This window comes from Blastococcus mobilis, assembly GCF_900188025.1.
Taxonomy (GTDB): Bacteria; Actinomycetota; Actinomycetes; order Mycobacteriales; family Geodermatophilaceae; genus Blastococcus_B; species Blastococcus_B mobilis.
In genome coordinates this window covers 245,906-266,499 of the sequence record NZ_FZNO01000001.1, presented here as the reverse complement: position 1 = coordinate 266,499, position 20,594 = coordinate 245,906, and the positions used below count along the sequence as shown (strand labels likewise).

The window sequence follows — 20,594 nt, the reverse complement described above, 5'->3', positions numbered from 1 at the left end:
CGGAATCCCACGGTGCCGTCACTTCCGCCCTAATCAGTGTCGGATCGACCGGTCCTGCTCCTGCCGGCCCCCGCGGGCAGGATCGGGTTGTCGCGGGCCCAGTGACATGCCGACTGATGGTCACCGGTGCTGCGCGGCTCCAGCGGTGGGTCGACGTCGCTGCAGCGCCGCCGTCGCTCGGGGGGAAGTCGGGCGAACAGCGGGCAGCGCGACCGGAACCGGCAGCCTGACGGCAGGTCCGCCGGATCGGGCAGGTCCCCATCCAGCAGGATCCGGGTGCGCTGCCGCTCCGTGCCCGGCTCAGGGATGGGGACGGCGCTCAGCAGCGCCTGCGTGTACGGATGGGTGGGGTGTCCGAACACCTCGTCTGCGTCGCCGACCTCCACGAGCCGGCCCGCGTACATCACTGCGACCCGGTCGGCGACGTGGCGGACCACCGACAGGTCGTGGCCGACGAACAGGTACGCCAGCCCCAGATGGACCTTGAGGTGCTCGAGCAGGTTGAGCACGCCGGCCTGGATGGAGACGTCCAGGGCCGACACCGGTTCGTCGAGCACGAGGAGGCGTGGCTCCAGGGCCAGTGCGCGCGCGATGCCGATCCGCTGCCGCTGGCCTCCGGACAGGTCCGCCGGGTACCGGTTGGCGTGCTCAGCGCTCAGACCCACGAGGTCGAGCAGGTCCCGCACGCGTCCGTGGCGCCGGTCGAGGGACACACCGAAGGCCCTTAGCGGCTCGGCGATGATGTCGCCTACGGGCAGCCGCGGGTCGAGTGAGGCGAAGGGGTCCTGGAAGACCACCTGGACCTCCCGACGCAGGTGCTTGCGACCGTCGCGGCTGAGGGAGGCGATGTCCCTGCCCAGCATCGACACCCTGCCCTCCTCGGGCGCGGCCAGTTCGAGCAGCTGCATGACCGTCGTCGTCTTGCCGCAGCCGGACTCGCCCACCAGGCCCAGCGCCTCACCCTCGCGGATGTCGAAGCTGATCCCGTCCACCGCGGTGATCGTGCCGATCCGGCGGCGCAGGACCACTCCTGTGGTGATCGGATGGCGCTTGACCAGCTGGCGCACCTCGAGGACGGCGGGACGGCCGTCCCGGGGACTCTCCTCCCGGGCGGAGGCGATCTCCGGAAGGGGAAACACCGGTGCCCCACCGATCCGGCCGAACGCGATCTCTCCGCGGCGGTGGCAGGCGGCGCGACGGTCGCTCCTGGCGACCGGCTCGAGGGCGGGCTCGATCGTCCGGCAGACGGGGACGTTCACCGGGCACCGGGAGACGAACGGGCAGCCCTGCGGCAGCCGCGCGAGGTCGGGCGGTGCCCCCTCGATCGGCGTCAGCGGCCGCCCGGGACGGTCCAGTCGGGGCACCGAGCCCAGCAGGCCGATCGTGTAGGGCATCCGTGGATCGGCGTACACCGGCACGACGGGACCGCTCTCCACGGCCTTGCCCGCGTACATGACGACGATGCGGTCCGCGATGCCGGCGACCACGGCCAGGTCGTGGGTGATCACCACGGTGGCCGCACCGGTCATCCGCCGGGCGGTCTCGAGCAGGGCGAGGACCTGGGCCTGGACGGTGACGTCCAGCGCCGTCGTCGGCTCGTCGGCGATCAGGACGTCGGGGTCGTTGGCGATCGCCATGGCGATCATGACCCGCTGCCGCATGCCGCCGGAGAACTCGTGCGGATAGGCCCTGGCCCGCTGCGCGGCGTTCGGGATGCCCACGGCGTCGAGCAGCTCCACCGCCCGGTCGTGCGCCGCGGCCGCGGAGACACCCTGGTGGATCCGGACCGCCTCGGCGACCTGATCACCGATCCTGTGGACAGGTGTCAGTGCCGACAGCGGGTCCTGGAAGACCATGGCGATCCTGCTGCCGCGGATCCGCGCCAGCCGTCGGTCGGACAGCCCGAGCAGCTCCTCGCCGCGCAACCGGACGCTCCCCGACACGGTCGCCGACGACGGCAGGAGGCCCATGACCGCCAGCGCGGAAGCCGACTTCCCCGACCCGGACTCCCCGACGATCCCGAGCACCTCGCCCCGGGAGAGCGCATAGCTCAGTCCGCGGACGGCGGGAACCGGCCCGGACTCCCCCACGAACGCGACCGTCAGGTCGCGCACCTCGAACAACGGTGCTGTCCCCTCCGGGGCCCGCGACGTGGTCGGTTCCTGCCGGATCACCGGCCCGCCCTCCGCGTCGAGCCGGGGTCGAGCGCGTCGCGGAGCCCGTCGCCGAGGACGCTGACCGCCAGCGTGGTGAGCACCAGCAGGCCGCCGGCGAACATGAACAGCCACGGAGAGGTGAATGCCGACGGGGTGCCTACGGCGATCATGCTGCCGAGTGAGACGTCGGGAGGCCGGACCCCGAACCCGAAGTAGGACAGCCCGGACTCGGCGATGATCGCCGTCGCGACCGTGATCGTGGCGTCGATGATCAGCAGGGAGGACATGTTGGGGATCAGGTGCCGGAAGACGATGCCCGGCACCGACACCCCCGAGAAGCGGGCGGCCAGGACGAACTCCCGCTCGCGGAGGCTCAGCGTCGTGCCGCGGACGATCCGAGCGGTGATCATCCAGGCGAAGAGTGCGATCAGCAGCGTCAGGACGGGCCAGCCGGCCTCGCCGAGGCCACGACCGAGGACGGCGACGACGAGGAACGCCGGGATCACGAGCAGCAGGTCGACCAGCCACATGAGCCCGCGGTCCACCCAGCCACCGAGGTAGCCGGCGAACGCGCCCACGACCGCCGCCAGGCCGGTCGAGATCACCGCCGCCAGGAAGCCGATGAGGAGAGACTTCTGCAGACCGCGCAGCGTCTGGGCGAAGACGTCGACGCCGATCAGCGTGGTGCCGAACCAGTGCTCGGCCGACGGGGGCTGCAGGAGTGCGGTGCGGTCCTGGCCGATGTAGCCCCACCCGGTGATCCAGCGGTAGGTCACCGGGCCGAGCACAGCGGCGACCACCAGCAGGACGAGCACGACCAGCGCGGCCATGGCGGCCCGGTTGCGCCGGAGCCGGGCCAGCACCAGGCGACGCCGCCCGAGGACGACGACGTCCTCCGGTGCACCCGTCCTTCCCCCAGCGCTGGGGACGAGCCGGTGGTCGGCGGCGAGGAAGGGGTCGGTGGGCAGCGACATGGTCGCCTCATTTCCGCCGGGCTCACGCGGTGACCCGCACGCGCGGATCGAGGACGGCGTGGAGGACGTCGGACAGGAGAGCCGCGAACAGCACGAACACGGCCGTGAACAGCGCCACGGTCGCGGTGACGTTGATGTCGTCGCGGGTGATCGAGTCGACGACCCATTCCCCCATCCCGTGCCAGCCGAAGATCTTCTCGGTGAAGGTCGCGCCCACCACCAGCGTGCCGAACGAGTACGCCAGCAGGGGCGCCATCGGGATCAGCGCCGTCCGCAGTCCGTGCCGGTAGAGCGCCTGCCTCCGGGTCAGTCCCTTCGCCTGGGCGGTACGCAGGAAGTCGCTGTTGAGCACGTCGAGCATCGCGTTGCGCTGGTATCTGGAGACGAGCGCGGTCAGCCCCAGGGCGATGGAGAGCGTGGGCAGGATCAGGTGCGCGACCTGGTCGGTGACGGTGCCCCAGAAGCCGGCCTCCAGCCCCGGGGTCTCGTAGCCGGTGTAGAAGAGCACCGTCTCCCCCGCGGCCTCGTTGACCTGCAACGCCCCGAACTTCAGCAGCACAGCGGTGAAGAAGACCGGGGTGGCGATGAAGAAGAACGACACAGCGGTGAACAGCCGATCGATGAACGAGTGCTGCTTGACGGCACTCACCACGCCGACCAGCACGCCGACGGCGGCGCCGAGGACCGAACCGATCACCAGCAGGCGGAGGCTGACCAGGGCACGTGACCAGAGCTCGTCGTTGATGCTGCCGCCCGTGACCGTCGTGCCGAAGTCACCTCTCAGGACGCCGCCCATCCAGTGCACGTAACGCTCCGGGAGCGGGTCCTCGTCGTTCACCCCGTACTCGGAGAGCTGCGCATCGATCACGGCCGGGGGCGCCGGCGGGTTGCGCCCCTCGTACCGGGACCGCGGATCCAGGGCGAGGGAGGCGAGGACGTAGGCGAGCGTCACCGCCACGAACACCAGGACGAGGTGGTGGACCAGGCGCCTCAGCAGGAACCGCCCCACGAGATCCTCCACTGCTTCGGAGCAGGGGCCCGCAGCCGGGCAGCACGAGCGTGGCACGAGCTGCTCGCCCAGTGGGGCTGGAGCGGCACGGTCGGTCGGCGCAACCGCCACACCTGTCCGACCTCGAGCGGTGTGCCTGCTCCGCCGACGTCATCGGGCCAGGGGCCGGCCGCTCCTCACCGGATCGGCGAGGCGGCCGGCGACGCGGCGCCGAGACAGATGAACGACGACGCCGTCGCCACCGCCAGGGGGTCCTCGCCCGCGGACCGTGTCCGGCACAACGCCTCCGCGAGCGAGGCGCCGCGTCGCAGGTGGTCGTGCAGCGCCACCATCAACGAGGCCGTGGCCGCGTCGTCCACCTCGACGACGGCGGCGACCACGCTGGCGGTCCCGAGCGGGATGAGTGAGCTCGCCAGGCCCAGCAGCTCATCCGCTCCGGTCGGTGCCAGCCGACCCGCGTGACACGCGGACAGCACCAGGCGGGCCGGCGCCCGGCCGAGCCGCTCGAGGTCGTAGACGGTGAGCGGGCCGTCGTCGAGGTGGAGCGCGGAGAACAGGGGGCTGTCGGCACGGAAGGTGCCGTGTGCGGCGATGTGCGCGAGCGTCGCGCCGTCGAGGGCCGTGCAGACCGCCGCGCAGCGCGCCGCACCTCCGGCGAGCCGCACGGCACCGGGGTGGCGACGGGCGAGCTCGGCGATCTCGTGGTCGCCCCCGGGGAGTCCGGGCCCACCGACCAGCACCACTCGCTCACCCAGGGGCGCGGCGACCGCCCGCGCGCGCAGCCACGTCCTCGCCGACGGGGCCACGACGACCGGGCGCTCACGCAGCTCCGGCAGCAGCCCCCACGGGATCGCCTGAAGGACGCCCGGCGGGACGATCACGATGTCGCTCTCGCCGAGCTGCCGTCGGGCCGGGCCCAGCACCAGCTCCGACAGCCGTGCCGCCCGTGCCGTGAGCAACTCCAGGTCCCGCGGTCCGTGCCTGGACCGGCCTCTGGCGATGCGGCGCAGGGAGAACAGGAGGAACTCGAGCTCGCGACCGACGTCCTCGGTGCGACCGGCGGTGGACAGCCGGACCCGACCACCGCCGCACACCAGCACGTGGAGCGTGCCGTCGACGTCGACGATCTGCAGGAGCCGGTCCTCGCCGACCGCGTCGAGCAACCCGTCCACGTCCAGCGATCCAGGCGTTCCCGGGCCGTCCCCGGGCGCACGCAGCGCGCGGTCCCGGACGGCTCGCTCCAGCCGCGCCTGCTCGGCGGCCAGCCGGCTCGTGGGGAGCCCCTCGGCCAGGGCCCTCTCGAGCTGCACCGCGACCTCCCGCACAGCGGTCAGCTCCGCCCGTGCCGCAGCGTCGTCGACCGGCCGGGCAGGGGGAACGGCGAGCGCCGCGGCCCGCCACCGCTCGCTCCACTGCAGCACCAGGCGCGGCCGCGCCGTCCGGAGGGCGTGCCGTTGCGCGACGGCGGCGAGTTCGGCGCCGTGTGCGGTGGCGCGGGCGCGCAGCTCGGACGAGCCGAGCACGGCGCGGTGCTGGTCGAGGACGTCCAGGCCGCGGTGGCAGGCGAGCAGGAGCCTGCGCCCGTCCCCGGTGGCCTCGCAGCGCAGCGCCTCGGCGAGCCAGCCCTCGGCCCGGCGCAGGGCGGGTCCCGATCGTCTGCCCCTCGCCGCGGTTCCCAGCGCGTCCTGCGCCTGGTCCGTCGCCCCCAGTGCGAGCGCGACCCGCCCGACCAGCAGTCGGGCCAGGCCCGAGTCCGGCGACCTCAGAGCCTCCAGCTCGGCGGCGCACCGGAGCGCTGCGCCGAGCAGCCTGCGCGTCGGGGGATCTGCGTCGACCAGTGCCCGCAGCTCGAGCAGTCGGGCGTGCGCCCGCCACCACGACCGCCGCTGCACCGTGAACAGCCGCCGGGCGGCGGCCGCCCGCTCACCTGCCGCCGTGGGGCACCCGGCCGCGAGGGCGCACTCGGCCGCGGTGAGCAGCAGCTCGGCGCGCTTGCATGCCTGCTGGGGGGTACCGGCGTCGAGACGGGCGAGGACGGCGTCGGCCTCCTCGGCCGCGTCGCGAGCCAGCCCCGCGGTCAGCAGCGCCCGGCAGCGGTCGATCGTCAGATCGGGCACCGTCACGCTCAGCGCGGCATAGCGCTCGCCCGCCAGGTCCAGGCGGGTCAGCGCCTCGGGCACGTCCCCGGAGCGGATGGCCACGATGGCCCGGTTGTGCACCGCGTAGGCGACCTCCAGCTCCTGGGCCGATCCGGACAGCAGCCGCTCGGCGCGCTCCAGGTCGCCGACCGCGCGCTCGCTCGCTCCCAGCGCGAGGTGGACGAACGCGCGCGTCGTGAGCGCGCGCGGCTGCCACAGGACGTCGCCGCTGCGGCGCAGCTCCCGGACGGCGCGGGTCAGGTCGGCCAGTGCCGCGGCGTGGTCGCCCAGGACCCAGCCGGCGATCCCCCTCCGGACCAGGACCTGCCCGAGCTGCTGGGTCCGCGCCAGCCCGACGGCGCGATCGAGCACCCGCCGCCCCGCAACCGTGTGACCGGCGAACACGAGCGCGACACCGAGAGTGGCCAGCACGTCGGCCTCCCGCGCGGAGGAGCCGGCGGCGCGGGCGAGCCGCAGCGCCGCGCGCAGCTCCCCGATCGCCTCGGCGGTCTCCCCGCGGTCCCTCAGGACGATGCCGATCGCCTGCCTGGCGATCGAGGCGGCCAGGGGTGGCGGGTGGGCGGCGAGCGTCGCGCGCGCCCGCGTCAGGGCCTCGTGTGGCCGAGCGACCGCGAGGGGTAACAACCCCTCGGCGTCCGGGTCCTGGACGGGATTGACGGCAGGAGCCACGAGCTCAGGGGTAGCGGCTCGGTCGCGCGGTATCAAGCATGTGTCTCCCGGGGATCTCCCGCCTCGTCCGGTGCGGGACCGTGGGCGGTGCGGGAGGTGGACGGTGACCGAGAACTCCCAGTTCGCGGACGAGCGGTTCCGCAGGCAGTACGAGCTCATCGAGGCCTCGTACCGGGCCCAGGGCATCCCGCTCGCGGTCCATGAACGCGACGGGCGGCCGGTGGCCGTCTACGCCGCCGACCGGATCGTCGTGCGCAGGGACGCTGAGCAGGACGTACGGCGCCTCTTCGGCCCGGACGACCTCCCGCCGGCCGAGGTGCGGACCATCCGCGGCCTGGTCGTGCTGCTCGTTCCGGATGGCAGGGTGCCCGACGTCCTGGCGGTGATCGAGGGCAGGCTGGGCCCCGGCATCGCCTCGTACAGCTACGTGCTGTCGATCACGCCGGTGGCCGCCTGCCCCGCGACCGAGCCCGAGCCGCCCGCCTTCCCCGGCAACGACATCGAGCCGTCTCCGCCACCCCGGGACGGCGACGGGGAACACCCCGTCCGGGTCGGGGTGTCCGACACCGGGCTGCTGGCGGATGCCGCCAGGCATGGCTGGCTGCAGGGCGTCACGGGGGAGGCCGACGCGCTCGGTGGCGTGGACCTGGCCACGGGAGAGCCCACGATCCCGCCGTACGGGGGGCACGGCACCTTCATCGCCGGGGTGGTGCGGTGCATCGCACCGGGCGCGGAGGTGCACGTCGCGGACCACCTCCCGACGGGGAGCGCGGGGACGGCGCTGGACCACGAGGTCGTCGCGAACCTGCGTGAGCTGCTCGACCGCGGCGTCGACGTGATCAACCTGTCCGCCGGGAGCCCCACCATCGACGGCGCGGCCATGCTGGCCTTCGAGGTGTTCCACGACGAGGACCTGTCGGAGTTCCCCGAGGTCGTGATCGTCGCCGCCGCGGGGAACAACGCCGACGACGTCCCCTTCTGGCCCGCGGCGGCGGACTGGGCGACCGGCGTGGGCGCTCTCGCGGCGGACCAGCTTCATCGCGCGTGGTTCAGCAACTGGGGAACCTCGGCGGACGTCTGGGCGCCCGGAGAGGCCCTGGTCAACGCGTTCGCCTCCGGTTTGTACACCTACACCGAACCGCCCCGCACCGGCGCCCGCGAGGTCTTCACCGGGATGGCCCGCTGGAGCGGGACGTCGTTCGCCACGCCGCTGGTCGTGGGGCTCGTAGCCGCCCGGATGATCCGCACCGGGGAGACCGCACTGCAAGCTCGGGACGCCGTGCTGGCAGCGGCAGCGGCACGGGCGCTCCCCGGCCTGGGACCTGCGCTCGACCCCGCGCAGGTCATCTGACCGTGGATCCGGGCTGAGGGGGTGCGGTCGGGACGCGTCGAGGGTCAGAGTCGGAACCAGTCGGTCAGCAGCGCACCCGACCCGGTCCGGCAGCGCAACCGGACCGGACCGGCCGCCGACGACTCGAAGCAGAAGCAGCCCAGCTCGTCGATCTCGGCATGCGCCAGCTCCGCCCCGTCGGGCCCCAGCAGGGACACCTCCCCGGCGGCCGGCGGCAGCAGCTGACCGACCAGGCCCTCCTCGCCCTCGTCCAGCTCCACCGACAGCCGCCGCCCCTCGAAGACCAGCGACCGCGGCGCCGCCTCCCCGCTCCGGACCAGCACCGACTCCCCGGCCAGCGAATCATGGGTCAGCGCGGCCAGCTCGGCGTCCACCGTCCGCCAGGAGAACGCCGCCTCCCCCGCGGCGACCATCCTCGGCGTCGGCGCCCCGGCCCGACGCAGCGCCGTGCGCAGCTCCTCCAGCAGGTCGTCCTCGTCCCAGCCCTGCGATGTCACCGGCGATGACCACCCTTCACCTGGGTCCAGGCCTGCTGGTGCATCGTGCACCCCCACGCGACGGACCGCCAGGAACTGCCCGTCGCACTCCCACCCCTCCACCGAGCCAAGCCCTCGCACAGACGGATGCGCCCACACCCGCCCGGATACGTCATTCTTCGAAGTGCTCGCTCCGAAGGATCACTCCGGACCGTCACGGGCGCGGCCCCGCGCCCGCGGGGAGGGGGCGGGCGGCGTGCTCGGGCAGCACCCCCATCCCGATGGCTCGGGCCGGCAGTCCCTGCAGGACGGGGTGCCGGTCGAGGAGTCGCAGGAGCCGTGGTGTGCCGATCGGTCGGTCGCCCGCCAGGATGCGGCTGACCATCCGCGTCTGGATCTGTCGCTGCACCAGCTGGGTGACCACGGTGGGCAGCAACCGCCGCAGCCGCACCCGGCCGAGGCGCCGAGGAGGCACGACGCCGCTCCGCAAGGGAGCGGCGAGGAGGCGGGCCGCGGCAGCGGCGTCCTGCACGGCCAGGTTGATGCCCACGCCGCCGATGGGCGACATGGCATGTGCGGCGTCCCCGATGAACAGCAATCCGGGCTGGTGCCACCGGGGCAACCGGTCGACCCGCACGCTGAGAACCCGGACGTCGTCCCAGCTCCGGAGTGCTTCCAGGGCGGCGCCGTCGGGCAGCAGCCGCGCCAGGTCGGTGCGGAACGATTCCAGGCCGGCCTCCTGCAGCGCCGCGTAGCCACCCTTGGGAACGAGGTAGGCGCACTGCCAGTAGTCGCCGCGGTCGAGCCGGACGAGCATGCGCCCGCGCGTGATGCGGCCGGCGCCCCCGAACGACGGGCTGGATTCTTCCGGTCCCTTGGACAGCCGGAACCACAGCACGTCCATCGGGGCCCCGAACTCCCGAAGGCGGGAGCCGGCGTCCACGCGCAGCACGGAGTTGCGGCCGTCGGCCGCGACCGTCAGCGGCGCACGCACCTCCTGTTCGCCGCCGTCCGGGATCCGGTACCGGGCGCCGATCACCTGGCCGTCCTCGCGCAGCAGTCCGACTGCCTCGGCGTTCATCAACAGGTGGAAGTTCGGCAGACGCCGTGCCCGGTCGGCCAGGAAGTCGAGGAAGTCCCACTGGGGCACGAAGGCCAGGAAGGAGAACTTGCCGGGAAGACGGCCGAAGTCGGCCAGCACGTAGGTGCCGTCGTCAGTGGTGACCCCCAGCCGGGTCACCTCCTGGTGAGGCAACTGGAGGAACTCGTCGGCCAGCCCCAACTCGTCGAGCAGGCGCAGCGTCGAGGGGTGGACGGTGTCCCCGCGGAAGTCACGCAGGAAGTCCCCGTGCTTCTCCAGCACCATCACTTCCACGCCCTGGCGGGCGAGCAGGAGCCCGAGCATCATCCCCGCCGGACCACCACCGGCGATGCAACAGCCCACCTCGGACACACTGACCTCCCAGGCATCAGTCGGGCCCACGTGGCGGCCCGCGACCCATCGGTGGCGTACCGACCGGTCACCGTCGGAGTCCGGCACTGCTCGTGCGCGTCAGGAGTCGGTCGTCGCCACCGTCGGCGCCGGGCCGGGGATGGAGCCGGACGCTCCGGTGTCGGCCTCCACCCGGGTGAGGCTCAAGCCGAACGTGGCCTCGAAGCCCGTTCCCTTCACCGGTATGAGCCATTCCCCGTCCCCGCGCTCGCAGGCGGTGACCGACGGGTCGTCCTGGTCTCGTGCCGCCTCGTCGACGACCCCGATCAGCTCGCCGGCGTCCGCCGGGCGCTGAGCCGACAGGTAGTGCTCGCCGGTGTGCAGGTACAGCCGCAGCTCCGGATCGGAGAAGGCCTGGACGTAGTACTGCTTCTGGAAGACCAGGTTGTCGGAGAAGCCCAGCCCCCAGCTGTCCCGCTCCCCCACGTAGACGTCGAACCGGATGACGAGGTCGCTGCGGGCGGGACCGGCGCCGCCGCGGGCGCGGGTGTCCAGCCACCCCTCCCACACGAGCCGGTCGGCCGGGTCGGCCCAGTCGAAGCCGCGCTCGGAGATGTCGTCGTCGAGCTGCACGCTGGTGAACGGGCCGTAGCAGTTCTCGGCCTCGGCACTCTGGTGGAACAGCTCGAAGTCGACCCCGCGCGGCTTGACGCAGACGCCCAGGAAGAACTCGCTGCGCCCGAACGCGTCCTTGCCGCGGGTCACACGCCCGTCGGCCAGCCGCAGCCGTGCACGGACGTCGCCGTGGAGGAACCGCATCGCGACCTCGAAGGACTCCCGGCTGGTGACCAGTGAGTCCTCGCCCCCGTGGCACTTGTGGACGAACGTGCGTGGCGCCCCGGGCACCTGCGCGTTCGCCTGCTTGACCAGCCCGTCGCTGCGGTTGTACCGGGGCCCGAACTCACCCGGGACTGCCGCCAGCCGGTTGAGCAGGCTCGCTGCCCCGTTGCCGTAGGTCCGGTAGTTGGTGCCCACGACGGTGAGCAGTCGACGCGGATCCATGTGCTCGTGGAAGGTCCGGAACGACCAAGCGCCGGCGTCCGGTGAGGTGGCCGCCGGCCCGTCGGGTGAGAACGCCTCGATCTCCTCCGACGCACCCAGACCGCCCAGTTGGTCCAGTACCTGGAAGCTGATCCCCTGGTGCGGCGTCCCCAGTGTCACGATCTTGTTGATGTGCTCCTCCGCGGCTCTCGGGGCACCGCCTTTGAGGCGCGGATAGTCGACCTGCACCGCGTGCCGGACGATCAGCCCACCCATCGAGTGCGCGATGACGTCGACCTTCGGCACCGGCTGACGCAGCTCCCCGGCCAGCGCGCGGATGAAGTCGATCAGCCGCACCAGTTCGGCTCCGTAGGTCGAGAAGGAGCGATCCTCGAAGTCGTAGTAGCGGAAGACCCAGATGGTGTTGGCCACCGACCGCGTCTGCCGGACGATGTCGAGGGCCATCGCCGGGTCGGCGACCAGCCGGCCCTCGAAGAAGCTGCGCAGGCCGGTCAGCTCGGACGGCAGCACCTCCGGGGCCGTCTGCGGACGCGAGTGGTAGCTGACGATGTTCGTGGCGTCCTGGTACTGCCAGTCGGACTTCAGCAGCCGGAGGACGAGCCCCTCGTAGATGTAGTTCTCGCCGCGCTTATGCGGATACACCGTGCCGTCGTTGAAGCCCTGATAGGCGACCCGCCGCTCGTCGGCGGTGCCCAGGCCGCCGAAGCCGCGGATGAGGATGAGTGGGCGTGCCTCGTGCACGTCACCGTCCACGCTGTTCATCGCGTCCTCGGCTCCCGGTCGCACCCCGGGGCGCCCACGACCCCGGTGGCGCCGTCCAGCGACGTGGTCCGTGGGGCGGTCGCAGCATCCATCGGGGGCACCCCCTTCGGCACCTGCGGGTCCCCCGAGGTACCCAGGCACCAACTCTGGAGGTTGCGATACTCGGACTGCCGGTCGGCCCCGTCAATCGGGTCCGGTACGTGAGCGAGAGACTCGTCCGCGCAGTCACTCATGGCGGACACGACGTCACGGGGTACGTGGGGCAACGGCGAACTCCTCCTCCTGCCCTCGTCCCCTCTGCGGGCATGACCGGGCGGTCCGGCCGCTCCTTGTCCGCCGCCTCACCCGCCCCTAGCCTCCAACGCGCACCCTTCTCACCGGGCACACCGCATGCCGACGCCAGGAGCCCTGATGAAGAAGTTCATCAACGACCCAGCGGACGTCGTGGCCGACGCGCTGCGCGGCCTCGCCGCAGCCCACCCCGACCTCCGGGTCCAGCACGAGGACCGGGTCGTCCTCCGGAGGGACGCCCCGGTGCACGGGAAGGTCGGCCTGGTCTCCGGTGGCGGGTCCGGCCACGAGCCGATGCATGCCGGCTTCGTCGGCCTCGGCATGCTCGACGCCGCATGCGCGGGAGAGGTGTTCACCTCCCCGGTCCCGGACCAGGTGGTGGCCGCGACCCGCGGCGTCGACGGCGGCGCCGGGGTGCTGCACATCGTCAAGAACTACACCGGTGACGTCATGAACTTCGAGATGGCCGCCGAACTGGTCGCCGCCGAGTCCGACACCGAGGTCGTCGCGGTGGTCACCGACGACGACGTCGCCGTGCAGAACAGCCTGTACACCGCCGGCCGGCGCGGCGTCGGGGTCACCGTCCTGGTCGAGAAGCTCGCCGGCGCGGCGGCCGAGGAGGGCCGCCCGCTGAGCGAGGTCGCCGAGATCGCCCGCCGCGTCAGCGGCAACGGTCGGAGCATGGGTGTGGCGCTGACCTCCTGCACCGTGCCGGCAGCGGGCCGGCCGACGTTCGACCTGCCCGAGGACGAGATGGAGGTGGGCATCGGCATCCACGGCGAGCCGGGGCGCCGCCGGGTTCCGCTGGCCCCGGCCCGGGAGATCGCCGAGATGCTGGTCGAGCCCGTGCTCGCCGATCTGGACTTCACGGGTGGGGACGGCGTGATCGCCTTCGTCAACGGCATGGGCGGCACCCCCCAGCTCGAGCTCTACCTCATGTACGCCGAGGTGGTCGCCGTCCTGGAGAAGGCCGGGATCGGCATCGCCCGCAATCTCGTGGGCGATTACATGACCAGTCTGGAGATGGCCGGCTGCTCGGTGACCCTGCTCAAGGCCGACGACGAACTGCTGCGGCTCTGGGACGCCCCGGTACGGACGCCGGCGCTGCGCTGGGGCACCTGACGGTGGCCGACGCGCTCGACGCCGCCGCCTGCACCACCTGGGTCCGGGAGTTCGCCCGCCTGGTGCACGAGCAGCGGGATGCGCTGACCCAGCTCGACGCGGCCATCGGTGACGCCGACCATGGCTCCAACCTCGACCGCGGCCTCACCGCGGCCGTGTCCGCGCTCGACGCCGCGTCGCCCGCGAGCCCCGCCGCGGTCCTCGCCATGGTGGCGACGACGCTGATCCGCACGGTCGGCGGCGCGAGCGGCCCGCTGTACGGCACCTTCTTCCTGCGGGCCGCGGGCGCGCTCGACGGCGGGGACCGAGCCGCGCTGGCCGCGGCGCTGCGGGCGGGGCTGGACGGCGTCGCCTCGCGGGGAAAGGCGGCGCCCGGCGACAAGACGATGCTCGACGCCCTGAGCCCGGCCTGCGACGCGCTCGACGAGGCGCTGGCTCAGGGCCGACCCTTGGACGAGGCGCTGCGGGCGGCGGCGGAGGCGGCTGCGCGCGGGCGGGACGCGACGGTTCCGATGGTCGCCCGCAAGGGCCGGGCCAGCTATCTCGGTGAGCGCAGTGCCGGCCACCAGGACCCGGGCGCCACGTCGGCGGCCCTGCTGGTGGAAGCGGCCGCGACCGCGCTGGCCGGCAGGGGCTGAGGCGTGCCCGTCGGGCTGGTGGTCGTGTCGCACAGTCGCGCGCTGGCCGACGCCGCGGTCGAACTGGCGCGCGGCATGCTCCCGGGTCGTGATCTCGCCGTCGAGGTCGCGGCGGGCGACATCGACGGCGGCCTGGGCACCGATGCCACGGCGATCGCGGAGGCGATGACCGCGGCGGACAGCGGGGACGGCGTCGTCGTGCTCATGGACCTGGGCAGCGCCGTCCTGTCCGCCGAGACCGCCCTGGACCTGCTCGACGACGACGCCCGCGCGCGGGTGGTCCTCTCCCCCGCGCCATTCGTCGAGGGCCTGGTCGGAGCAGTGGTGACCGCGGCCGCGGGCGCCTCGCGCGCCCAGGTGGCGGCCGAGGCGCTGCGCGGGTCGGCACCCAAGCAGGCCCACCTCTCCGGTGGACCGGCCGATGGCACCGGCTGACCGCCCGGTCGGCGCCCCGGCACCGTCGGAGCGACGGGCCGTGCGCCGGTCTCTCAGGCGGCCCTCCGCAGCGCCGTCGACCTCAGCATGGCTCCCTTGACCGCGAGCAGTCCCTCGCCCACGGCACCGCGGACCGGGGAGGCGGTCCGCTGCTGCTCGCTCTGGTGAGCAGCGAGCACGATCAACGCACCGGTCAGGGCGGGGGACACCCACTGCAGCGGCTTCAGTGCCTGCTGCGCGGCCGCAGCGTCCTGCGGTGTCTCGGCCGAGGGTTCGGTGGCGGTGGCCGCCGGGGCCGGCGATCGTTGTTCCACCTTGACACCGAGCACACCACTGGCGGCGGTCGCACCGAGGGCCGCTGCGGTGAGCACGGTCTTGACCGCTGTGTTGGCGCGCGCGTCGCTCTGCACCGCCACACGTCCGCGGTCGGCTCGGAGCAAGCCGACCGACCCGACGAGGTGAGCGGCGACAGCGGCGGCCTGAACGGGACGCCAGGCGCCCCAGCCGATGGAGCTCAGCCGCGTCCGCTCGGAGGGGTCGCGAGCTTCGGAGGCTGCCTTGTTCACGCCGACGGCACCCATGAGGGTGCCCCCGAACCAGGCGGCCAGCCCGAGGTCGTGCAGGGAACGGAGGACGGTGTGCCGCTCGTAGGCCATGGTGGGCTCCAGGTATCGACGGTGGTGCTCCCGCCACTGCCCCCGTAGCGCCCGAGCCAACCTCCGCGGCCGGCGGCAGAACCACACGCGTCGGCGGATGGTCGCGGATGCTGCGCCGACCCGTGGCCGTGGGTAATCGGCCACCACCTCGGTGACGGGTGGGCAGCGGAACCGGACGTGGTCGGGCGTACGACATGGTGCCGACCGGGTAGTGGCTCCCCGGCTGAGCGTCGCTCAGCTGCCCCTCACGGAGGAGACGACATGTCCGACGTTCCGCAGCCCGTCACGGACAACAGCATCAAGGTCCGTCAGCTCAGCCACTACCAGTTCAGCTGGATCGCCGGAGAACCCGGCAAGCCCGGCACCTACACCCTGCAGCTGGTACTCGACCAGGGTGCATGGGAAGAGGTTCTGACACTCGACCCGGACGACGCCGACAACCTGCAGGACCTGCTGGCCAACACCGGCACCGTGCACTACGACATCGAGCGGCGCGTACTCATGTTCGGGGTGACGCCGGCCGGCAGTTGACCCGGCAGCACCAATCTGTTCGATCACGAGAACCCCCACGGTCGGTGGCCATGGGGGTTCTCGTCTGCGACGTCATGGGCTGTCGGGCCTCGGTCGCGTGGGACGGGCCAGGGACGTCGGGCCGATGCGGGTCGGTTGACCGATGCGCGGGCCCGGCCGCAGCGGGAAGCATCCTCGGATGGACGCCCCCTCCCCCGCCGCTGAGGATCAGCGCGACGGCTGGCCGGCCCTACCGGTCGCCCAGTGGCAGGAAACTCGCGACACCCTGCACCTGTGGACGCAGATCGTCGGCAAGGTCCGGCTCGCGCTCGCCCCGGCTGTCAACCACTGGTGGCACGTACCGCTCTACGTGGATGCGCGAGGGCTCACCACCTCGCTGATGCCCCATGGCGGCGGGCCGGGTATGGAGGTGGTCTTCGACTTCACCGACCACGAGTTGCTCATCGTGACCACGAAGGGAGCCATCCGGCGGATGGCGCTCGAGCCTCGCAGCGTGGCGGACTTCCACGGCGGGTTCCGCGGCAAGGCCAGCCCCGTGCACTTCTTCTGGGGCGCGTTCGACCTCGCCACCACCCGCTTCTCCGGCCGTGCGGCGCCCCGACATCCCGGTGGCGTCCCCCACTGCCCGGACCGGGTGATGACCGATGCGTACAGCGAGGAGGTGTCAGCTGCGGGTACTGGCCGGGTGGCGCCGTGGAGGGCATCTTCTAGCCCGAGCCTTCCGGCTACCGGCAGCGCGCCGTCGAGCCGGCCACGGCTGTGTTCGACGACGCGCTGGGCGAGTTCGTCCTCCCCTACGCCGATGTCCGGGCCGCGGCCGACCCCGACGAGCATCTGCTCCGGTTCCTCGGCTCGGCCCATGATGCCGCGGTGGGCACCGCCCGCTGGCCCGAGCCGGTCACCGGCCTTCCGCGGGCCGGCGGGTCATGACCGGGGCAGGAGCACGGGGCCGGGCACCTGTCCGTGGTCGGTCGACACGGGCATGCTTTCCGGACATGAACGTGGACGCGGGTCGTCGCTCCCCGCCGTGTGCCCTGGTCATCTTCGGCGCCTCCGGGGACCTCACCGAACGCAAGCTCCTGCCCGCTCTCGCGCGGCTGGCGGGCTACGGGGCCCTCCCGCCGGAGGTGGCGCTGATCGGCGTCGCCCGCACGCCCATGACCGACGACGAGTTCGCGGACCGCTGCCGTCGCAGCGTGTCCGGTGAGGGTCACCCGCGATGGAAGGACCTGACGGCGACGGCCCGGTACGTCAGCGGTGGCTACGACGATCCGGCCACCTACCAGCGGCTGGCCGACGTCCTGGCCGAGAGCGATTCCCGGCACGGGACCGCGGGCAACCGGGTCTACTACTTCGCCACACCACCCCGCCTGTTCGGTCCGATCGCGGTGAGCCTGGGCAAGGCCGGATTGTCCGTGCCGGACGGTGACAGCTTCGTCCGCGTCGTCGTCGAGAAGCCGTTCGGCTGGGACGAGGCCAGCGCCCGAGAGCTCTACGCGGACCTCTCCTCGGCGTTCGTCGAGGAGCAGATCTTCCGGATCGACCACTACCTGGCGAAGGAGACGGTGCAGAACCTGCTCGCGCTGCGCTTCGCGAACTCGATCTTCGAGCCGATCTGGAACCGGACATGGGTCGACAACGTGCAGATCACGGTGGCCGAGACCCTGGGCGTCGGCGAGCGGGGAGGCTTCTACGAGACCACCGGCGCGATGCGCGACATCGTCCAGAACCACGTCCTGCAGGTGCTCTCGCTCTTCCTCATGGAACCGCCCACCTCCTTCCACCCGGAGGCGATCCGCGACGAGAAGGTGAAGCTGCTGCGCGCCATCCGGCCGTTGGACGAGGAGGCGGAGATCGCGGCGAACGCGGTCCGCGGGCAGTACACGCGCGGGGGCACCCGCGAAGACCTCATGCCCGGGTACCGGGACGAGCCGGGTGTCGACCCGCTGAGCTCAACCGAGACCTTCGTGGCGATGCGACTCGAGGTCCAGAACTGGCGCTGGACGGGCGTACCCGTCTACGTGCGTACCGGCAAGCGGCTGCCCGCGCGGCTCACCGAGGTCGCCATGGAGTTCCGCCGCCCCCCGCAGCTTCCGCTGTTCCCCGGTACGGCGGAGCGGCTGGAGCCCGACGCCCTGATCGTGCGCGTGCAGCCCGACGAGGGGCTGAGCCTCCGGTTCGGGGCGAAGGTGCCCGGGCACGCCTTCCGGGTGCAGAAGGCGTCCATGGACTTCTCGTACGAGAGCTTCGAGGAGCAGTCCCCGGACGCCTACGAGCGGGTCATCCTGGACGCACTGATCGGCGACCCGACGCTCTTCATCCGCGCCGACGAGGTCGGCCGCTCCTGGCGAATCGTCGACCCGGTGATGCGGTACTGGGCCGGCGACGCGCGGCCCATCCCGCTGTACCAGGCGGCCACGTGGGGCCCTCCGGAGGCGGGCTCGCTGATCGCCCGGGACGGTCGGAGCTGGCGCCACTCGGCCTGACGGGTGCGGGTGCCACTGCGACAACCTGCCCCGTCGTCCCGGCCGTGGTTGCGACCGGCGCGAGCAGGGGCCGGACGCCGCACCCGCGCGCGAGACAGCCGTCCCGCCGTCCGGATCGTGCTTCGATGGCGCCACCATCCCTCGACGCCTGCCGGTCCCCGGAGCCGGTGACGGTGACGGTGACGCCGGCCGGCACGGCGTGTCGGCCACGTCCGTCATTCAGCACGCAGCAGTGGCTCAGCGGACCTCACCTCACCGCGGTCCCGGCGTGCACGTGTGGACCAACCTCATCGACAACGCCCCTCGATGCGATGGACGGCCGCGGGACGCTCCGCGTCTCGACGCACGTCGACCGGGGCACGGTGGTCCTGGAGATCGCCGACACCGGCGACGGGATGTCGCCGGAGACCCAGGAACACGCCTTCGACCCCTGCTACACGACCAAGGGCGTGGGTGAGGGCACCGGCCCGTGCCTGGCCGGGCGCCGCTCCCGACGGGCCGCACCCCCGCTACCCCGGCCGCGCCCGAAGAACGCACAGGACCGCCGCGGGCGGTTACCGTCGTCGAGTCCAGTGACCCACGTCACAAGGGGGACCCGTGTCGACCACGACGACCGTGCCGAGCCGGACCTCGACCGATCACCGCAGGCGTACCGCGGAGGATCCGGCACCGCAGACCGAATCCGAAGCGCTCGCCTCCGTGGAGAGTGGCGAACCGATCGCCCTGCCCACATCCCGAGGGATCGTCCGCGGACTGTTCGCCACCTTCGCCCGGCCCAGACCGCTGGCACGCGAGGCGGCACGCCTGGGGCGCGACACCGTGCGCATCCTCCGCGGCACCGACGAGATCGCTCCCTCGCCGAAGGACAAGCGGTTCGCCGATCCCGCCTGGTCGCAGAACCCGGCCTACCGGCGCCTGGCGCAGTACTACCTGGCACTGTCGGACTCACTGACTCGTCTCGTCGACGACTACGAGACCGGTGGCCCCGACTGGCGCGAGGTGGAGCAGGCACGCTTCGTCCTCAACGCCTACATCAGCGCGATGGCCCCCACCAACACCCTCCTCGGCAACCCGGCGGCGCTGAAGCGAGCCTTCGACACCGGCGGGCGCAGCGTCGTCCGCGGGCTGCGCCACATGCTCCACGACATCCGGCACAACGGCGGGCTGCCCACCCAGGTCGACCGCAGCGCATTCACCGTGGGCAAGGACCTCGGAGTCAGCCCCGGGGCCGTGGTCCACCGTGACGAAGTCATCGAGGTCATCCAGTACACGCCGTCCACGGCGCGCGTGCGCCAACGGCCCCTGGTCATCGTGCCGCCCCCGATCGGGCGCTTCTACTTCCTCGATCTGGCCCCGGGACGGAGCTTCGTCGAGTACGCGGTCAGCCGGGGCCTCCAGGTCTTCATGGTCAGCTGGCGGAACCCGACCAAGGAGCAGGCGGACTGGAACCTGGACACCTACGCCGGCGGCGTCCTGACCGCGGTCGACGTCGCGCGGGAGGTCACCGGCTCCCCCGACGCCACCACGATCGGCTTCTGCGCCGGCGGTCAGATCATGACGACGGCCCTCAACCACCTCGCCGCCACCGGCGACGACCGCGTGTCCGCCGCCGGCTACGCGGTGACCCTGCTCGACTTCTCGAGCCGGGCGCCGCTCGGCGCGTTCTCCGCTCCCCGCCTGCTCGACGTGGCACGACGCAACTCACGTCGGGGCGGGGTGATCACCGCCCGGCAGATGGGGTCGATGTTCACCTGGATGCGACCCGACGACCTCATCTTCAACTACCTGGTCAGCGAATGGCTCATGGGTGAGGACCCGCCCGCGTTCGACATCCTCGCGTGGAACGCGGACGGCACGAACCTGCCGGCCCGGCTGCACGAGCAGTTCCTCGAGATCTTCGGCAAGAACGCCCTGGTCCGCCCCGGGGCGCTGCGGGTGCTGGGGACCCCGGTCCACCTGAGCCGGATCACGCTGCCCACGTTCGTCACCGGTGGTGTCACCGACCACATCACCCCGTGGGACGGGTGCTATCGGACGACGCAGCTGCTCTCCGGGCCCACCACGTTCGTGCTGAGCCACAGCGGTCACATCCAGAGCCTGGTCAATCCCCCGGGCAATCCCAAGGCCAGCTACTGGACGGGCGGCGAACCCGGACCGGACCCGCACGCCTGGCGCGCCTCGGCCGAGCAGCACACCGGCAGCTGGTGGGAGCCCTGGGCCGAGTGGATGCTCGAACGTTCGGGCGACGAGGTGCCGGCGCCCACCGCATCGGGCAGCTCCGCGCACCCACCGCTGGAGCCGGCGCCCGGCTCCTACGTGCGCGACCGCCGGCCCGGGGCCGGCTGAGCCCGAGCCCTCCCCGCCCATCGCGGGCGGGGAGGGCGG

General features: G+C 72.6%; 16 protein-coding genes and 2 pseudogenes. 10 read left to right on the top strand and 8 right to left on the bottom strand.

The annotated features are described in order from the left end of the window. Nucleotides 1-29 precede the first annotated feature (29 nt). The 4 genes from CHB94_RS01250 to CHB94_RS01235 form a co-directional block, all read right to left on the bottom strand. Nucleotides 30-2,114, bottom strand: coding sequence for a dipeptide ABC transporter ATP-binding protein (locus tag CHB94_RS01250; protein WP_217899111.1), 2,085 nt, complete (start codon nucleotides 2,112-2,114; stop codon nucleotides 30-32). 56 nt (nucleotides 2,115-2,170) lie between these two features. Beyond that, complete coding sequence (locus tag CHB94_RS01245) at nucleotides 2,171-3,130, bottom strand: ABC transporter permease (RefSeq protein ID WP_089334745.1); 960 nt, start codon at nucleotides 3,128-3,130, stop codon at nucleotides 2,171-2,173. A gap of 22 nt (nucleotides 3,131-3,152) precedes the next feature. Further along, nucleotides 3,153-4,139: an ABC transporter permease gene (locus tag CHB94_RS01240; RefSeq protein WP_089334744.1), complete on the bottom strand. Its 987-nt coding sequence runs from the start codon at nucleotides 4,137-4,139 to the stop codon at nucleotides 3,153-3,155. A gap of 176 nt (nucleotides 4,140-4,315) precedes the next feature. Then, complete coding sequence (locus CHB94_RS01235) at nucleotides 4,316-6,967, bottom strand: CHAT domain-containing protein (protein WP_217899110.1); 2,652 nt, start codon at nucleotides 6,965-6,967, stop codon at nucleotides 4,316-4,318. A gap of 103 nt (nucleotides 6,968-7,070) precedes the next feature. On the opposite strand from CHB94_RS01235, the gene CHB94_RS01230 reads away from it, so the two are divergent. After that, nucleotides 7,071-8,318, top strand: coding sequence for a S8 family peptidase (locus CHB94_RS01230; RefSeq protein ID WP_176445348.1), 1,248 nt, complete (start codon nucleotides 7,071-7,073; stop codon nucleotides 8,316-8,318). A gap of 44 nt (nucleotides 8,319-8,362) precedes the next feature. Here CHB94_RS01230 and CHB94_RS01225 read toward each other — a convergent pair whose 3' ends face one another. The 3 genes from CHB94_RS01225 to CHB94_RS01215 form a co-directional block, all read right to left on the bottom strand. Continuing rightward, entirely contained in the window at nucleotides 8,363-8,815 is a 453-nt protein-coding gene (locus CHB94_RS01225) for a hypothetical protein (protein WP_089334743.1), read from the bottom strand. A 193-nt stretch (nucleotides 8,816-9,008) separates the two neighbouring features. After that, entirely contained in the window at nucleotides 9,009-10,247 is a 1,239-nt protein-coding gene (locus CHB94_RS01220) for an FAD-dependent oxidoreductase (protein ID WP_254920324.1), read from the bottom strand. Between the two features lie 99 nt (nucleotides 10,248-10,346). Further along, entirely contained in the window at nucleotides 10,347-12,050 is a 1,704-nt protein-coding gene (locus CHB94_RS01215; RefSeq protein WP_089334879.1) for an esterase/lipase family protein, read from the bottom strand. A 411-nt stretch (nucleotides 12,051-12,461) separates the two neighbouring features. Between CHB94_RS01215 and dhaK the strand changes: the two genes are divergently transcribed. From dhaK to dhaM, 3 genes are read left to right on the top strand one after another with little or no spacing between them, the layout of a single operon-like run. Further along, nucleotides 12,462-13,463, top strand: a complete 1,002-nt coding sequence (gene dhaK, locus CHB94_RS01205; RefSeq protein WP_089334740.1) for a dihydroxyacetone kinase subunit DhaK — start codon at nucleotides 12,462-12,464, stop codon at nucleotides 13,461-13,463. A gap of 2 nt (nucleotides 13,464-13,465) precedes the next feature. Further along, the gene (dhaL, locus tag CHB94_RS01200; protein WP_089334739.1) at nucleotides 13,466-14,101 is read left to right on the top strand and encodes a dihydroxyacetone kinase subunit DhaL; all 636 of its coding nucleotides are present in this window, start codon (nucleotides 13,466-13,468) and stop codon (nucleotides 14,099-14,101) included. 3 nt (nucleotides 14,102-14,104) lie between these two features. Beyond that, on the top strand, nucleotides 14,105-14,536 hold the full coding sequence (gene dhaM, locus CHB94_RS01195) for a dihydroxyacetone kinase phosphoryl donor subunit DhaM (RefSeq protein WP_089334738.1): 432 nt from the start codon (nucleotides 14,105-14,107) through the stop codon (nucleotides 14,534-14,536). A gap of 53 nt (nucleotides 14,537-14,589) precedes the next feature. Here the strand turns inward: dhaM and CHB94_RS01190 are convergent, their stop codons facing one another. Further along, complete coding sequence (locus tag CHB94_RS01190; RefSeq protein ID WP_089334737.1) at nucleotides 14,590-15,192, bottom strand: hypothetical protein; 603 nt, start codon at nucleotides 15,190-15,192, stop codon at nucleotides 14,590-14,592. 261 nt (nucleotides 15,193-15,453) lie between these two features. Between CHB94_RS01190 and CHB94_RS01185 the strand changes: the two genes are divergently transcribed. From CHB94_RS01185 to CHB94_RS01165, 6 genes and pseudogenes are all read left to right on the top strand, one after another. Further along, nucleotides 15,454-15,723: a hypothetical protein gene (locus tag CHB94_RS01185; protein WP_089334736.1), complete on the top strand. Its 270-nt coding sequence runs from the start codon at nucleotides 15,454-15,456 to the stop codon at nucleotides 15,721-15,723. A gap of 142 nt (nucleotides 15,724-15,865) precedes the next feature. After that, nucleotides 15,866-16,339, top strand: a pseudogene (locus CHB94_RS26630) (DUF5996 family protein); the annotation flags it as partial. Nucleotides 16,340-16,482: 143 nt separating this feature from the next. After that, a complete protein-coding gene (locus CHB94_RS25560) occupies nucleotides 16,483-16,653 on the top strand; it encodes a DUF5996 family protein (protein WP_217899109.1) in 171 nt (56 codons plus the stop codon). Nucleotides 16,654-16,718: 65 nt separating this feature from the next. After that, nucleotides 16,719-18,209: a glucose-6-phosphate dehydrogenase gene (zwf, locus tag CHB94_RS01175; protein WP_089334735.1), complete on the top strand. Its 1,491-nt coding sequence runs from the start codon at nucleotides 16,719-16,721 to the stop codon at nucleotides 18,207-18,209. Nucleotides 18,210-18,334: 125 nt separating this feature from the next. Beyond that, nucleotides 18,335-18,616: pseudogene (locus tag CHB94_RS27005) on the top strand (hypothetical protein); the annotation flags it as partial. Between the two features lie 292 nt (nucleotides 18,617-18,908). Then, on the top strand, nucleotides 18,909-20,555 hold the full coding sequence (locus tag CHB94_RS01165) for a PHA/PHB synthase family protein (protein WP_089334878.1): 1,647 nt from the start codon (nucleotides 18,909-18,911) through the stop codon (nucleotides 20,553-20,555). Nucleotides 20,556-20,594: the final 39 nt, after the last annotated feature.